At 72.7% G+C, this 13,814-nt stretch carries 10 protein-coding genes; 8 read left to right on the top strand and 2 right to left on the bottom strand.

Annotation, left to right across the window (positions count from 1 at the left end):
* Positions 1-5: 5 nt before the first annotated feature.
* On the bottom strand, positions 6-2,645 hold the full coding sequence (gene lanKC, locus ACQPXD_RS13485) for a class III lanthionine synthetase LanKC (protein WP_432838231.1): 2,640 nt from the start codon (positions 2,643-2,645) through the stop codon (positions 6-8).
* A 104-nt stretch (positions 2,646-2,749) separates the two neighbouring features.
* Complete coding sequence (locus ACQPXD_RS13480; RefSeq protein WP_432838230.1) at positions 2,750-2,896, bottom strand: hypothetical protein; 147 nt, start codon at positions 2,894-2,896, stop codon at positions 2,750-2,752.
* A 338-nt stretch (positions 2,897-3,234) separates the two neighbouring features.
* Here ACQPXD_RS13480 and ACQPXD_RS13475 point away from each other — a divergent pair, with 338 nt between their 5' ends.
* The 8 genes from ACQPXD_RS13475 to ACQPXD_RS13440 all read left to right on the top strand — a co-directional run bounded on the left by ACQPXD_RS13475 (position 3,235) and on the right by ACQPXD_RS13440 (position 13,805).
* Positions 3,235-4,194 carry a radical SAM protein gene (locus ACQPXD_RS13475; protein ID WP_432838229.1) on the top strand — a complete coding sequence of 320 codons (960 nt, stop codon included), beginning with the start codon at positions 3,235-3,237 and terminating at the stop codon, positions 4,192-4,194.
* Complete coding sequence (locus ACQPXD_RS13470) at positions 4,191-4,883, top strand: iron-containing redox enzyme family protein (RefSeq protein WP_432838228.1); 693 nt, start codon at positions 4,191-4,193, stop codon at positions 4,881-4,883. The genes ACQPXD_RS13475 and ACQPXD_RS13470 overlap by 4 nt, the downstream gene beginning before the upstream one ends.
* Positions 4,859-5,059, top strand: a complete 201-nt coding sequence (locus tag ACQPXD_RS13465) for an aroma-sacti cluster domain-containing protein (RefSeq protein WP_432838227.1) — start codon at positions 4,859-4,861, stop codon at positions 5,057-5,059. The genes ACQPXD_RS13470 and ACQPXD_RS13465 overlap by 25 nt, the downstream gene beginning before the upstream one ends.
* A gap of 14 nt (positions 5,060-5,073) precedes the next feature.
* Positions 5,074-8,163 carry an adenylate/guanylate cyclase domain-containing protein gene (locus tag ACQPXD_RS13460; RefSeq protein ID WP_432838226.1) on the top strand — a complete coding sequence of 1,030 codons (3,090 nt, stop codon included), beginning with the start codon at positions 5,074-5,076 and terminating at the stop codon, positions 8,161-8,163.
* The gene (locus ACQPXD_RS13455) at positions 8,160-8,981 is read left to right on the top strand and encodes a S8 family peptidase (RefSeq protein WP_432838225.1); all 822 of its coding nucleotides are present in this window, start codon (positions 8,160-8,162) and stop codon (positions 8,979-8,981) included. Before ACQPXD_RS13460 ends, ACQPXD_RS13455 begins: the two co-directional genes overlap by 4 nt.
* On the top strand, positions 8,978-9,589 hold the full coding sequence (locus ACQPXD_RS13450; protein WP_432838224.1) for a GAF domain-containing protein: 612 nt from the start codon (positions 8,978-8,980) through the stop codon (positions 9,587-9,589). The genes ACQPXD_RS13455 and ACQPXD_RS13450 overlap by 4 nt, the downstream gene beginning before the upstream one ends.
* A gap of 223 nt (positions 9,590-9,812) precedes the next feature.
* Positions 9,813-12,689, top strand: a complete 2,877-nt coding sequence (locus ACQPXD_RS13445; RefSeq protein WP_432838222.1) for a helix-turn-helix transcriptional regulator — start codon at positions 9,813-9,815, stop codon at positions 12,687-12,689.
* A 228-nt stretch (positions 12,690-12,917) separates the two neighbouring features.
* A complete protein-coding gene (locus ACQPXD_RS13440; RefSeq protein ID WP_432838221.1) occupies positions 12,918-13,805 on the top strand; it encodes a LysR family transcriptional regulator in 888 nt (295 codons plus the stop codon).
* The last annotated feature ends 9 nt before the right edge of the window (positions 13,806-13,814 follow it).

Below are 13,814 nucleotides of genomic sequence, written 5' to 3'. Positions count from 1 at the left end.
TCCGGCTAGCCCGCCAGTTCGTGGACGGTGGACGTGCGGCGCTCGCCCGCAAGCCACCGAGCCGACCGCGAGTCGTCGATCAGAGTGTCCACAGTGAACAGTGCATCGGGACGCGGGGCCAGCACCTGCGACAGGGCCAGCATGATGCCGGCGGACCCGCTCCACAGTTCGGCGCTGAACCGCAAGAGGTGATCGCCGAGGAAACGGACACCCGTCGGGTGCGGTACGGCGAACTTGAACAACCGCCGGGCGCTGCGGATCGCGGACTGGCGGTCCGCTTCGTCGTGGGCGAGGGCGGCGTGGTCGGCGAGGGTGAAGGCGAAGCCGGCCAGCCCCTGGAACAGCCCCGGCATGATGGTGTACGACAGCCGAAGCGGCGCGAGCAACCGGGGCAGCGCCTCGGCCAGCCGCTCGTCCGGGCCGTCGCGCAGGCAGCGAGTGGCGGTATAGGCCACTCCGGCCGAGCCGGTGAACAGATACGGGCAGGCCCGGTTGTCCGCCGCCGCGGGCGGGAAGACCAGGCCGGGAGCGTCCGGATCGATGGCCCGATCGAGCTCGGCGTGCAGCAGCCCGACCGCGCGGGCCAGGTGCCGGTCGTCGCCGGTGACGCCCGCCAACTGCTGGAGCATCAGCGCGACTCCGCAGCGACCGTGCATCAGCCCGGTGGCGTTGTTCGGCCCGACGTATGGGGTGAGCTGATCATCCGGCGGGAGTGCCGCGGCGAGCGCAAGCGCCCGGTCGACGTAGCGCTGGTCCCCGGTGTGGCCGTAGAAGGCCAGGTGGGCCAGGGCGACGCCGGCCGATCCGCCGAACATCGTCGCGCAGTCCCCGGTCACCGGGTGCTGCTCGGCCATGGCGAGCAGGTGCGCCGCCTCTTCGAGCAGGCCGCAGTCGGCGAGCACCCACGCGATGCCGGCGGTACCTACGTACAGTCCCGGAGCCAGATCGGCCGCCTTGTCCAGCGCGTCGCGGCGCAGCCGGTCGAGCAGGCCGTCGGGCAGGGGCCGCCCGGCGCGGCGCAGCGCGTGCACCACTCCTGCGGTCCCGTAGGCCACGCACACGGTGTTGGCCGCGTACCCTTCGGCGATCGTGGGGAAGACCCTTTCCGGGTTGTCCACGTCCGCCATCGCCACGAGCGCATCCGCGACCCCGTCCCGCAGCTCGGTCAGGTACCGGATCGGGTCGGCGGCCACCTGTTCGGGCCGCGGCAGCGAGCTGGTCCCGGGCTGGTGGAACCTGGTCACCCGCCGCCACAGGGCCGGTGGGACCGGCGCCAGTTCGTTCAGGTCGCAGTGCATGTGCGCCAGCACACCCGGGTCGCGCTGCGCCGTATGGTTCAGCGGCCCCAGCAGCAGCTGCGCCAGGCTCGCAATGCCGTAGTCGTCGTACACGGTCAGGTCGTCACCGACGAGATGCTGCGGCGGCGAGTAGCCTTCCGTGCCCACGAGCGTAAAGGTGTCGCCCAGGCGGTGCGCCCCACCGAAGTCGACCAGCCGGACGGTGTCGTCTTGCGCGATCAGCACGTTGCCGGGGCTGACATCGACGAAGAGGTAGCCCACCGCGCGCAGCCGGGCGAGCGCCTGCTCGACCCCGGAGATGATTTTCTCGCAGCGGTCGTAGTAGGCGGCGATGTCAGCCGCGGTCGGTCCGACGGTGATCAGGGGAAACGTCGTGGCGAGCCAGTGCGTCAACGGAACCCCGGGCACCTCTTCGGTCACCAGGAACTCGTGTTCCCACGCCCGGAAGTAGGCGATCGGCTCCGGAGCCAGCCCCGGCGCCAGCGCGTGCAACGCCTCCAGCGTCCGGCACTCCGCGCGCAGCTGTTCCGTCGCGGTGGCGCCGGCCCGGCTCAGGCCGGTCCATGACCGGGCCTCCTTGATGAACACCCGCCGACCGGTGGCGACCTCATGGCCGCGGTACGTGCCGCCGGCGTTGGTGAACCGAACGGACGAATCAACCGCGAACCCGCCGAACCCGCCGCGGCGCGCGGGGCGCGGGGCATGCGGGGCCGGGTCCACGAAGGGATCGACGACGCCGTCCGGCAAGCGGAAGGAGACACCGCGACGGTCGACGACGGCGCGACCGTTTCCGTCGCTCACCAGCGACCTGCGCGTGCCGTCCGCCTGCATCTCCAGGCGGCTGGTGAAGGCCCCGTAGCGGTAATGCACCGTACGGGAGTCCCGGTAGCGGCGGTCGGTGAGGACGAACGGGCCGTCCTCGTCCGCCAGCGCGTCCCGCAGCGCATCCATGAGCCGGCGCGCGGCGTCGACGTCCTCGGGGTAGGCCGCGATGAACTTGCCGCTCTGCGGGCGCTGCGCGTACTTCTGGTGGGCCCACCAGTAGAAGAGCCTCGTGGACAGGTGCTTGAAGGGCACCGCCTGCGCGAAACAGATGTCCGCGGCCACGTCCAGGACGCGCTGCAGCCGGTTCGGGCGGGCCGACACGTGCACCTTCCAGCCGTCGTCGACATCCACGACGGTGGCGGTTCCCGGCCGTTGCCATACGGTCCACAGTCCGGACTCGATGCGGCCCCAGCCATCCGGGACGCGTTGCGGCCGCAGGACGCCGTCGCCGTCGCGCGCGGTCTCCAGCGGCGCGTAGAACTCCGGATGCGCCACACTGAATTCGATCGGGATATGCGTCACGGACATCTCCTAATGAGAAGAGGCATTGACCACCGGCGCAGTGACGGTCGGCCCGGCCGCGTCGCGTGCGACCGGGCCCGCCGTCGAATCGCCCAGACCCTGGGTCAGCTCTCCGCCGCGCAGAGGGTGAGGCTGACGCTGCTGCCGGCGACGCTGTGCGCCTCCACGTCGCCGTCCTCGGAGGCGGTCTCCTGCAGGGCGATGATCTCGTCGGGGTCCTGGTCCGGGGTGGGCTGGATGTTCTCGGTCACGGCCGATCTCCTTTGTGTCGCGGTGCCTGCAACGGCTGATTTCGCCGATGCATTGGACGCTAGGCGGCGGTGCTGCGAGAACGGTTCGCTGCCGGTATGTGAATGGTATCCACGCAGGTCGATTCGATCGATATACCGATTTCGAACCGACCGCCACCCGGCATTGAACCCGATCGCCGAACACTCTGCTCAAGTGCACGGGACCGGGTGACGAAAGGGGGCCGGCCATGCGCCTCGCCGAGCTCGTGGGAATGCGCCCGGTGCCCTGCGCCGGACTCCTCGTGACGCTCACTTCTCGGTGCCCGCTGCGCTGCGCGCACTGCTCGTCAGGCTCCACAATGGTGGGTCAGGAGCCGGACCCTGGCGACCTGCTGCGGTTCGTCGGCTCCTTCACCGACGACAACCACCCCGAAGTCGTCATGATGACCGGCGGTGAACCGCTGCTGCGGCCGGAACTCGCAACGGAGGTGGCGCAGACGGCGCGCCGCGCCGGGACTCGCAGCGCGTTGTTGACCGGCGCCTACTTCGCGCGACAATCCCGGCCGCCGGCCCGGATCATGCGCGCGATCGGCGCGGTCGACCACTTCTCGGTCAGCATCGACGCCTTTCACGAGCGACAGATCCCCAGGGACGACGTGTTCCGGCTGCTACGGTGGGCGCTCGACGCGGGCGTGCCGGTCAGCCTGCACGTGGCCGGCTTCGGCGACGACGATCCCTATCTGGCCGAGCTGACCGCGCGGGCGCGCCAAGCCTTCGGGGACCAGGTGCCGATGCTCGTCAACACGGTCCGGCCGGTCGGCCGGGCCGCGGCGTGGCTCGCCGCACAGCCGGCACCGGCCGAGCGGCGGCAGGTACTGCCCTGCGCCATGGCCGCCTGGCCGGTCGTGGCCCACGACGGCATGATCTTGGCCTGCTGCAACCAGACCACAGTGGACGCTCGACCGGCGCCCGAACACCTGCGGCTGGGACACATCGGCACGGACGATTGGGCGGGCGCGCGGGCCCGGGCGCTGGCATCCCCGACGCTTCGGATGATCCGCGTCACCGGGCCGGTCTACCTGCTGGCCAGCCAAGGCAAGCCCGCAGCCGGCTACTGCACGGCGTGCCGGCGGCTCGGCGAGCACCCCGACGTGATCGAGGCGGTGCAAGGCTTCGCATCCGGTGCCGCCGGCGCGTTGCTGGACCGGCAGGCCGCCCGCGTCCAGGTCGCATCCGGCCCGGTGACGCTCGTGCGCCGCCACGGGTGCGCCCGCTACGCGGAGCTGGTCGCCCTGCCGGCGAGCGAGGAGGCAGCATGATGACCAACTCCGCCGCGCTGCGTACCAAGTTCTCGCTGGCGGCACCGGCACTGCGCGCGGCCGCCGCGCGGCTGTGGCAGCCGGACGGGCTGGGCCAAAGCTTTCCCGCATACCTCAGCACGATGCACACCGTGATCCGCGCCTCGGTGCCGCTGATGGAGCTGGCCGCGCGGCGCTGCGTCGAGCTGGGCCCGAGTGACCCGGTCGCCGGCCGGCTCCACGCCTACCTGACGGAGCACATCGCCGAGGAGCGTTACCACGACGAGTGGCTGCTGGCCGACCTGGCCGCCCTGGGCGCCGACCCCGGGCAGCCGCTGCGGGACCAGCCACCACCGGTCGTGGCCAGCCTGGTAGGTGCGCAGTACTACTGGATCGCGCATTACCACCCGGTCGTGTTGCTCGGGTACATCGCGGTTCTGGAGGACAACGCCCCGGCCGGCTGGTTCGCCGACTGGATAGTGTCCACTTCGGACGTTCCAGAGGCCGCCGTCCGCACGGTGCGCGCGCACGCCGAGTTGGACCGGGGGCACGCCGACGCGGTCTTCGACCTGCTGGACTCGCTCGAACTGCCCACCGCCCTGCAGCACGCGGTCGCGGTCAGCGGACTCTACACAATAGACAGTCTGGTCGGACTGTTCGCGCGCATGACAAAGGGAGACAGGGTATGGCTGAGCACCGGTACACGCTGAGCGAACTCGAGGCGAAGGGGCTCGCGATCCGCGAGCTCACCCCTGAGCAGCAGGACGTCCTGCGCGATCTCACCCCCGACGAGCTGGCCATCCTGGTCGACATCAAGACCAGGCTCGACGAGGTAGGCCCGGACGTCATGGCGCACAGCGAAATCGCCGGCCCGCTGCTGTTCTGAATGAGGAAGTCATCATGAATTGTGCCTCGTGCGACGGGGTGTTGCCGTCGAACGCACGCTTCTGTCCAACCTGCGGCGCGCAGAACACGCCAACCGTCGCCCTGGAGGAGCGCAAGCTGGTGACCGTCGTGTTCTGCGACCTCGTCGGCTCCACCGCGCTGTCCGAGAAGCTGGACCCGGAGACCCTCCGGTCCGTGGTGCTGCGGTACTTCGCCGCCATGCGCGGGCAGATCGAGCGCTTCGACGGTACCGTGGAGAAGTTCATCGGGGACGCGGTGATGGCCGTCTTCGGCGTCCCCACCATGCACGAGGACGACGCGCACCGGGCCGTGGCCGCCACCCTCGGCATGCGTGCCGCGCTGGCGCGCCTGAACCTCGACCTCGAAGCCACCCTCGGGGTGCGCCTCCGGGTCCGGATCGGGGTCAACACCGGACCCGCGGTGACCAGCACGGACGTCTCCACCCGGCAGGCACTGGTGTCCGGCGACACGGTGAACGTCGCGGCCAGGCTGGAGCAGAACGCCGCCGAAGGCGAGATCCTGATCGGGTCGTTGACCCAGCAGGCCGTGGGGCCGGCAGCCCGGACCGAGCTGGTCGGCCCGCTGCGGCTCAAGGGCAAGGAGTCGGCGGTGATCGCCTACCGCCTGCTCGGCATCGACGAGGACGCCTCGGAGCTGTCGCGCCGCTTCGATCTGCCGTTCGTGGGCCGCACTCGGGAGCTCGACGAGTTCGACCTGGCGCTCGGCATCGTCGCGACGGGTCGCCGCCCGCGGCTGCTGACCGTCTACGGCGAGCCGGGTATCGGCAAGACCCGGCTGGCGCGCGCCTGGCTGGACCGCCTGGACCGGCCGGTCATCCACGGCACGGGCCGGTGCCGGCCGTACGGCGAAGACGGCAGCCTGGCCCCGCTGGCCGACGTCGTCCACCAGGTGCTGGCCCGATCAGGAGGACGGCCCGACCACGCGGACGAGGCGCTGGCCGTCCTGTCGGCCGGCCTGCTGCAGGACGGCAGCCCGGGACCGTCGGTCGAGGGCACCTGCGCGGCCCTCGCCCGGCTGCTGGACGCAGTCTCCAGCGAGCACCCGGTGGTGCTGATCCTGGACGACTGCCAGTGGGCGAGCGACCCGCTGCTCGACGTCCTCGACCGGCTGGTCGACCTGCCCCAACAGGCCGCGGTCCTGATCGTCTGCCTGGCCCGGCTGGACCTGATCGACCGGCATCCTGGCTGGGGTGCGGGACGGCCGCAGCTGGTCCTGCCGGGGCTGTCCATGGCGGAGAGCGAAATCATGGCGGCGACCCTGGTCGAGGTCGGCGCGCACCTGACCACCGGCCCGGCGCGGGTGCTGGAGGCGGCCGGCGGCAATCCGTTCTACCTCGAGCAGTTGCTCGCCGCGCTCAGCGCCGGCGAACACGCCGATGACCTGCCGCTGAGCCTGCAAGCCCTGCTCGGCGCGCGCATCGGGGCGCTCGATCATGTCGAGCGCACCACCCTGGACCTCGCCGCGGTGCTGGGCCGGGAGTTCGCGGCGCAGCAGGTGACCGACCTGGCCGATGCCGGACCCGAGGGTACCCACGGCGGACCGCTGGCCGCCGGCGACGACGATCATCCGGTCCGCACCGCGCTCACCCGGCTGGGCCGGCGGCGCCTGGTCGAACCGACCGGCGCGGCCTCGGATCGGCCGGGGCTGCGCTTCAGCAACGGGCTGATCCACGAGGCCACCTACCAGGCCATGGTCAAACGCACGCGGGCCGAGCGGCACGAACGCGCCGCCGATCTGCTGGCGGCGTCGCGCACCACAACGGTCACCGTCGCCGATCATCTGGAGCGCGCCTACCGGTACCGCACCGAGCTGGGACTGTCCACCCAGGCCACCGACGACCTGCGTCGACGGGCCGCCGAGCTGCTGACCGCGGCCGGCTCGCAGGCGCTGGCCCGCTCCGACCTGGCCTGGGCCGGCACGCTGCTCGACCGCGCGGTGACCCTGTTCGTCGCTGGGGAGCCCGGCTGGGCCGCGGCCACCCGCCAGCTCGGTGAGATCCGGGTCGCCACCGGGCAAGCGGCCGACGGCAGGTCCCTGCTGCGCGCGGTGCTCGACGCGTCGCCCGACCCGGTCGAGACCGCGCACGCGCGGCTCGCGCTGGCCGTGGTGGACCCCGAGCCGGCGGTCGAAGCCGCCGCGGCGGTCGCCCGGGAAACGCTGCCGATCTTCGAAGTGATGCGGGACGACCTGGGGCAGGCGCGGGCCCGGATCAGGATGGCGCAGGCGCGGCAGCTGCACGGCCGGCACGCCGAGGCCGACGAGTTGCTCATGATAGGGCTGGAGCACGCCGTACGCCGAGGCGCGGAGCCCGAGCTGGCGCTGGCGCTGGGTGCCATCGGCGTCTCGCTGTGGCGGGGACCGACACCGGTGCCCGTGGCCGTGGCCCGCTGCCGGGAGTTGCTTTCCGAGCACGCCGGCCCCCGGCCGGTGGTCCGGCTCACCCTCAGCTGTCCGCTGGCGGTGCTGCTCGCGCTCGACGAGCAGTGGGCGCCGGCCCGCGCGCAGCTCGACGTGGCACGCCGGCTCGGTGCGGAGCTCGGCTACGCCGAGGGCGCGGCGGTTCTGCCGATCTTCGCAGCGGCCGTGGAGTCGCTGGCGGGCCAGCCGGGTCCGGCGCTTCGCCTGCTGGACGAGGCGGCCGCTGCGGCCGGGCGGCTGGGCGCCGGCGGGCTGCTGAGCACCGTCGCTCGGGAGGCCGCCCGGCTGCTCCTGGACCAGGGCCGCCCGGTCGAGGCCGCCGCCCGGCTCGCGCAGATCGGTGCGTCGAGTGGGCTGCTGCGCTCCGACACCGCAGATCTCGACGGCCTTCGCGCCCGGCTCGCGGCCGCCGACGGCCGCGCCGCGGAGGCGATCGACCTGGCCGAGCGCGCGGTGTCGGCCGCCGCGGCGACCGACTCACCGATCGTGCAGGCCGTCGCCGCCTTGGATCAGGCCGCCACGCTGCGCCGACTGGGGCGTGCCGAGCAGGCCGCGCGCTCGGCCACCGCGGCGGCCGAGCGCTTCCACACGAAAGGACACCGGCCGGGGCTACGCCGGGCGGCGTCGGAAGGAGCGGACGGATGAGCCTGACCTGGCGTCTGGTGGATGACGGCCCCAAGGACATCGGGGTGTCCGCCGACGGGGAGCGGGTGGATCCCGCCTGGGCGTGGGGCGGATCAACCGGTCACGGCGTGCGGGTGTGCGTCGTGGACTCCGGCGTGGAACGTGATCATCCGCTGGTCGGGCCGTTGACCGGCTCCTGGACGGTGGTCAACCGGGACGGAACCGGCCTCGCCGTCGAGGAGACCACCAGCGGCGACGTCTGCGGGCACGGTACGGCGTGCGCCAGCATCATCCGGCGCACGGCACCCGACTGCGAGCTGTTCAGCGTCCGGGTGCTCGGCGAGCGCTTTTCCGGCAGCGGGGAGATGCTGCTGGCCGGGCTGCGGTGGGCGATCGAGCAGGACTTCGACGTGATCAATCTGAGCCTGTCCACCACCCGGCCACGCTACGTCGAAGAGCTTCGCGCCCTCGCCGACGAGGCGTTCTTCCGCCGGATCGCGATCGTTGCCTCGGCACACAACACGCCGGTGGAGAGCTTCCCCTGGCGGTTCGCCTCGGTCATCTCGGTAGGCAGCCACCGCGAGGAGGACGACCCCGAGCTCTACCTCTACAACCCGGCACCTCCGGTGGAGTTCTTCGCCGCCGGGCAGAACGTGCCGGTCGCCTGGCTGGGCGGCGCGAGCATCCGCAGCACCGGCAACAGCTTCGCCACCCCGTTCATCAGCGGCCTGTGCGCGCGCATCCTGGCCAAGCATCCCCGGATGACCACCTTCCAGCTGAAAAACGCCCTCTACCTGTCAGCCGCCAACGTGCACGTCGGTACCGGAGGTGCCTCGTGATCGAGAACAGCGCACGGGCCGTGTCCGCGGCCACCATCGCCGAGACGGACCCGTCGGCCGCGGAGCTCATGCAGTCCGTCGTCGACGTCGCCCGCGCCATCTTCGGCGCCCAGGCCAGCTCGGTGTTCCTGCTGGACGAACTCGCCCACGAACTGATCTTCTACAGCGTCTCCGGTCAGGGCGAGGGCTTCCTGGTCGGCCGGCGCTTCCCCGCCACCAGCGGCATCGCCGGCTGGGTCGTCGCCTCCGGCGAACCGATGGTGGTCGACGACCTGTCCAGCGTCGCGACGTTCGACCGCGAGCTGGCCGAGTCCACCCGGTACATGCCCAACTCCCTCATGGCCGCGCCGCTGGTGCACGACGAGCGGATGCTCGGCGTGCTGGAGGTCCTCGACCCCGCGCCGCAGTCCCGCTCCAACCTCAACGAGCTCGACCTGCTGGCACTGTTCGCCCGCCAGGCCGCCGCCGCCCTGCGCGTGGTCGTCGACCGGCATCCCCCGTCCGGCGAGCGCGGGCCGGCCGGCCTGGGACTGGACGCCGACGGGCGGGCGGCCGCGCTGCAGCTGGCGGCGAGCCTGCACCGGCTGTTGGCGATTCCAGCGCCCTGAGCCGCCACGGACGGAGGATTTCGTTTCACCTCCCTTCGGCCGGAAATCTCTGTCGGAATCATCGACAGGTGCCTCTTTACCCCCTGTCGCGTGGCGGTCCGTAATCGTACGATCAACGGAGGTCGATTCGGCAGGGAACGACCGAGCAGGAAGTGGTCGAGCCATGTCCAATCCTGGCAATCCCGCCCTTGACCGCGCGCATTTCGTCGGGCGGGAAGCAGAGATGCGCATCATATCGACGCATCTCGACTCACTACGGGCCGGCACCGGCGGGTTCCTGCAGGTCGTCGGCGAGCCGGGCATCGGCAAGACCCGGCTGCTGAGCGCCGTGCGAGACCTGGCCACCGACGCCGGGCTGGCCGTGGTCGCCGGCCGGGCGGCCGAGTTCGAGCAGCAGATGCCGTTCCAGGTGCTGATCGAGGCGTTACAGGGCTACGGCGGCATGGCCCGGCTGGAGGACCTGGTCCCGCCGGCCACCGCCGAGACGCTGCACTCGGCCATACCCTTCTTGCACCGGCCCGACGTGGACGCCCAGCCGGACATCGACCGCTTCCGGCTCTTCCGCGCGCTGCGGGAGCTCCTGGTCGCGATGGCCGCCGAGCCGCTGGTCGTGCTGCTGGACGACGTGCACTGGGCCGACCCCGGCCTGATCGAGTTCATCGACTTCCTGAGCCGGCGGCCGATACCCGAACCGCTGCTCGTGGTGGTCGCCCACCGCGACCGGCAGGCACCGCCGCACCTGCGCTACGCCCTGGCCCGCAACATGGACCACGGCGCCGTGACCCGCATCGAGCTCGGCCCGCTGACCAGGGCCGAGTCGGCCGAGCTGATCGGCGGCCGGCCCCGCGGCCGCCGGCTGGCCAACCTCTACGCCGAGAGCCAGGGCAACCCGCTCTACCTGCTGACCCTGGACCGCAGCGAGGTGCCCCGCAGAGCCGGCGAGACCGGCGGCGACCGGTCGAGCCGGCTGGAGTCGCTGATCCTCGGCGAGACGCTGACGCTGTCGCCCGATGAGCTGGCCGTCGCCTCGACCGCCGCCGTGCTGGGCGACCCCTTCTCCGTGCAGACCCTCACCTCCGTCGTCGACGGCCTCGACCCGTCGCGGCTGGAGCACGCGCTCGCCGACCTGATCGCCCGGGACCTGATCCGGCCCGGCCCCTACGGCTCGCAGCTCGCCTTCCGCCACCCGCTGGTCCGCCGGGCCGTCTACGACCGCGCCGCGCCGGCCTGGCGCGTCGGGGTCCATCGCCGGGCGTTGGCCCTGCTCACCGCGCAGGGCGGCCCGGCCGCCGCCCGCGGGCACCACATCGAGCACTGCGTGGACACCTGGTCGCCCGAGCACGTGGCGGTGCTGTGCCAGGCCGGTGAGGAGTCGATGAGCACCTCCCCGCTGACCGCCGCCCACTGGTTCCAGGTCGCGCTGCGGCTGGTGCCCGCCACGGCGGAGTTCGCCCACCAGCGGTTCGAGATCGGCTTCCGGCTGGCCCGGGCGCTGGGTCTGGGCGGCCAGTTCGCCGCGAGCCGCGACCTGCTGCACGAGATCCTGCACACCGGCGCCGCGGTCGACGCGGTCGAGCGTTCCGAGGCCGTCGTGCTGTGCGCCCACGCCGAGCAGCGTCTCGGCCGATACCCGGAGGCAATCGCGCTGCTGCGCGCGGAGGTCGCCCGGCTCGGCGAGCAGACGTCCCCGCAGCGCGTCGGCCTGTGCCTGGAGCTCGGGCTGACGACGCTGCTGGCCAACGACTACGCGGCGGCGCGGGCCGACATCTCCTGGGCGCACGCCGCCGCCCAGGCCGCCGGCGACGTGCTCGGCCAGGCCACCGCGCTGGCGTTCAGCGCGTTCGGGGAGATCTGTCTGGGGCGTACGGCGGTCGCGCGGGCCGCGGCCGACGAGGCCAGGGCGCTGGTTGACGGGCTGCCCGACAGCGCGCTCGCCGGGGAGCGCGAGGCGCTGTGCATGCTCGGCTGGGCCGAGATGCTGCTGGAGCGCTTCGCCGACGCCGAGCGCCACCTGGCCCGCGGCCGGGCGATCATCCGCCGCACCGGCCAGAGCCACGGCCTGCCGCATGTCCTGCTCGGGCAGAGCCTGGTGCACATGTTCACCGGCCGGATGACCGAGGCCCTGGAGCACGCCGAAGAGGCCGAGGACGCCGCGCACCTGGTCGGCAGCGAGCACCTGCTCGGCATCGTGCTCGCGATCAAGGCACCGATCCAGATCTGGGTGTCTCCGCTCGGCCAGGGCGACGCGGCACTGTCCGGCGCGCGCAAGGCCGCCGCGCTGTTCACCGGCAGCGCCGTGAACAGTTGGTGGGCCCGCAACGCGCTGATGATTCGCGGCCACGCCGAGCTGGCCAACGGCGACGCCCGCGCCTGCGTCGAGCTCATCCTGCGCGGTGGCGGCCCCGACCTGCAACTGGTGGGCGCGCCCCTGCTCCCGGAGTACGCCGAGATCCTCATCGGCGCCTTCATCAACCTGGGCGAGCTGACGAAGGCGGCCACCTTCGCCAAGCTCGCGGTCGACTTCGCGGAGCAGCTCGACCTGCCCGGCCAGCGCGCCCACGCGGCCCGGGCCCAAGGTCTGCTGCTGGCGCTGGGCGGCGACCACGAGGCCGCGCGGGCCGAGTTCGAATGGGCCGACGCGTGCTTCGCCGAGGCCGGCCGGCCGGTCGAGCAGGCCCGCACCGCCGTGTTCTCCTCGCGGACGCTGGCCCACCTCGGCCGGCTCGACGAGGCGGTGGGGGCGCTGACCCACTCGGCCGAGCAGGCCGCGGCCGGCGGCGCGGTGTGGGTCCGCGACGAGCTGGAGCGGGTCCGCGCGCTGCTGACCGAGCAGGGCCCCGCCCGGTCCGCCCGCACCGGCGCCGCGGCCGCCCGCACCACGCAGCCACCGTTGGCCGGGCTGACCGACCGGGAACGCGAGGTCGCGATCCTGGCCGGCGTCGGCCGCTCCAATCGCCAGATCGCCGGGCGCCTGCGGCTGAGCGAGCGCACCGTCGAGGCGCACCTCGCCAACGTGTACCGCAAACTCGGCGTGCCGTCCCGGGTGACGCTCGCCAGCCTGGTCGCCCGCGAGCTGGAGCCTCAGCAGAGAATCGCCTAGCGCCGGCCCCACGTCCATCGCCTCAGCATGGCCGCTCCCGCCCGGCGGCACATCCGGTGCGCCACGGATATCCCCACCTACGTGGCCCGGCACCGGCACCACCGCACCACTTACGTACCGCGGAAGCTCAGCGGAGTCACGAGGGCCCCGGGGCGCAACCGAGCGAAGCAACGCGATCGACGCGAGTGACTGGGCGGCCCGGCCGAGGCGCTGGGCTATTGTCGGGCTATGTCCGATCTCGAGCTGCGCCACCTCCGGTACCTCATCGTCGTGGCGGAGACCGGCAGCATCACGCGGGCCGCGCAGCGGCTGCTGATCACACAGCCGGCGCTGTCGCGGGCGATCCGGGCGCTGGAGCGCACGGTCGGCGTCGACCTGTTCGTGCGCGGCCCGCACAGCACGCGGCTCACGGCCGCGGGATCGGCGCTGCTCGCGGAGGCGTACGAGATGATGGAGCGCAATCGGACGGCGCTGGAGCGGGCCCGTGGCGCGCGACCCGGCGCCGAGACGCTGACGGTGACGGCCCCCGAGTGTGATGTCGTGGCCGTGGCGGCGGCAGGCCGGGCCTTCGAGATCGATCATCCGGGGGTACGGGTGGATGTCGTGCCGCGCGACTTCGTGTCCCAGCCGGATGAGCTGCGGGCGGGCGCGGCGCACGTCTCGTTCCTGCGCGACAGCTACGACCGGCACGACCTGGTCGTCGATCGGCTCGCGCAGGAGCCGCGCCTGGTCATGCTGCGGGCCGACCATCCCTTGGCGGGCCGGGAGCGGCTGGCGGTGTCCGACCTGCGCGACGAGCCCGTCACCCACTGGGCCGGCATGACCGCGGGGCAGGCGGAGCACTGGACCGGCGCGGACGTCCACGGGCGCCCGAGACGGGCCGGCCCGGCCGTGCGCAGCACGGCCGATGTCCTCGCCGCGGTCGTCCTGGGCCGGGCCATCGCGTTCGCCCACGGCTCGACGCTGCCGGGCGCGCTGCCGGGGATCCGGATCAGGCCGGTCGACGGCCTCTCCGCGAGCCGCCTGGAAATCGGGATACCGGCACGGTCCGCGTCCTCGACCGCGAAGCGGTTCGTGGAGCATGTGCGGCGCCGCTGGGCGCCCGAGGAGAGCTGATCGCGCCGC

The sequence above is a fragment of the Dactylosporangium sp. CA-092794 genome (genome assembly GCF_050948465.1).
GTDB lineage: Bacteria > Actinomycetota > Actinomycetes > Mycobacteriales > Micromonosporaceae > Dactylosporangium.
This window is presented reverse-complemented; position numbering and strand designations above follow the sequence as displayed.